Raw genomic sequence first — 1,432 nt, 5'->3', positions numbered from 1 at the left:
CCCCCCGGGGGGGGTGTTGTGCCGGGCCGCGCGGCGGGGGGGGGGCGCCGCCCCCGGCCCCCCACTACCACGGCCCATGGATCTTTACGGCACCGCGCTGCGCACCTGCAACGTTCCATCCACCTTGCGCCCATCTTCCAGGCTCAGCCGCAACGGCAGCTGCGCCCCCTCTTTCAGCGCCACCTCCGGCTGCATCAACATCAGGTGCAGACCACCGGGTTTCAGCACGACCGTCGCCCCCGCCGCGATCGGCAGGCGTTCGACCGCGCGCATGCGGCTGACGCCGTCGACCAGCGTGGTTTCGTGCAGCGAGACATCGCCGAACGCCTTGCTGCCGGCGGCGACCACCACCACCGCCTCGCGGCAGTCGTTGTGGATCTGGCCGTAGCCGGCCGCCATCGGCATCGCACCGGGCGGCAGGCGCACCCACCCATCGCGCAGTGACACACAGGCCGGCGTTGCGGCCCACGCGGATGTTGCGAACGCACACAATCCCAACAATACGCACACGAATGGTTTGGTTATCATCGGCTTCGTTCCCTGTCCGCAACGAGACTGCAGCATGACGACGCTCATCGAGGTGATCAACCACGGCCCCATCCGCGAACTGCGGCTGGCCAGGCCACCGGTCAATGCGTTGGACACCGAGCTGTGCCGGCACCTGATCCACGCGATCAACCAGGCGATGTCCGATGATGTGCACGGCATCGTGCTGTCCGGCAGCGAGCGCATCTTCAGCGCCGGCATGGACGTGCCGCACCTGCTCAGCCACGGCGATGACAGACACACGCTGCTGGACAGCTGGCAGGCCTTCTTCGGCGCCGTGCGCACATTGGCCGAGTGCCGCGTGCCGGTGGTCGCCGCCATGACCGGGCACGCCCCGGCCGGCGGCTGCGTGCTGGCCCTGTGCTGCGACTACCGGATCATCGCGCGCAGCCCCGACGCCGCCCATCCCACGGTGATCGGCCTGAACGAAGTGCAGGTCGGGCTGGTCGCGCCGGAAGGCATCCAGCGCCTGATGCGCCGCGTGGTCGGCCACCATCGGGCCACCACCCTGCTGGTCGGCGGCGAAATGGTGCCGGCCGAGCGTGCGCTGCAGATCGGGCTGGTCGATGAGGTGGTCGACGCCAATCTGGTGGTTGCCCGTGCCGTGGCCTGGCTGCAGGGCCTGCTCACGCTGCCGCGCCAGCCGATGCTGCTGACCCGCGCGATCGCCCGTGCCGATCTCCACGAGGCCCTGCACGCCGATCTGATCCAGCTGGATCGCTTCATCGAGGCCTGGTACGCCCCGGACGCCCAGCAGGCGCTGCAGGGACTGGTCGCGCGGCTGGGAAAGGGATGACCCACCAGGGTTGAAGCGCGCCCGCGCACACCGGTAGTGCCGGCCGCTGGCCGGCTCCCCTACACCTGTACCTGACGAGGAGCCGGCCAG

2 protein-coding genes are annotated in these 1,432 nt (G+C 69.9%); one reads left to right on the top strand and one right to left on the bottom strand.

The genetic code is table 11. The features are described from left to right. Positions 1 to 84: 84 nt before the first annotated feature. Positions 85 to 528, bottom strand: coding sequence for a copper chaperone PCu(A)C (locus tag QMX81_RS20865; RefSeq protein WP_152153684.1), 444 nt, complete (start codon positions 526 to 528; stop codon positions 85 to 87). A gap of 34 nt (positions 529 to 562) precedes the next feature. On the opposite strand from QMX81_RS20865, the gene QMX81_RS20860 reads away from it, so the two are divergent. Further along, positions 563 to 1,342, top strand: coding sequence for an enoyl-CoA hydratase/isomerase family protein (locus QMX81_RS20860; protein WP_282264387.1), 780 nt, complete (start codon positions 563 to 565; stop codon positions 1,340 to 1,342). The last annotated feature ends 90 nt before the right edge of the window (positions 1,343 to 1,432 follow it).

It is taken from the genome of Stenotrophomonas sp. PS02301, assembly GCF_029959485.1.
Classification (GTDB): domain Bacteria; phylum Pseudomonadota; class Gammaproteobacteria; order Xanthomonadales; family Xanthomonadaceae; genus Stenotrophomonas; species Stenotrophomonas maltophilia_Z.
This window is presented reverse-complemented; position numbering and strand designations above follow the sequence as displayed.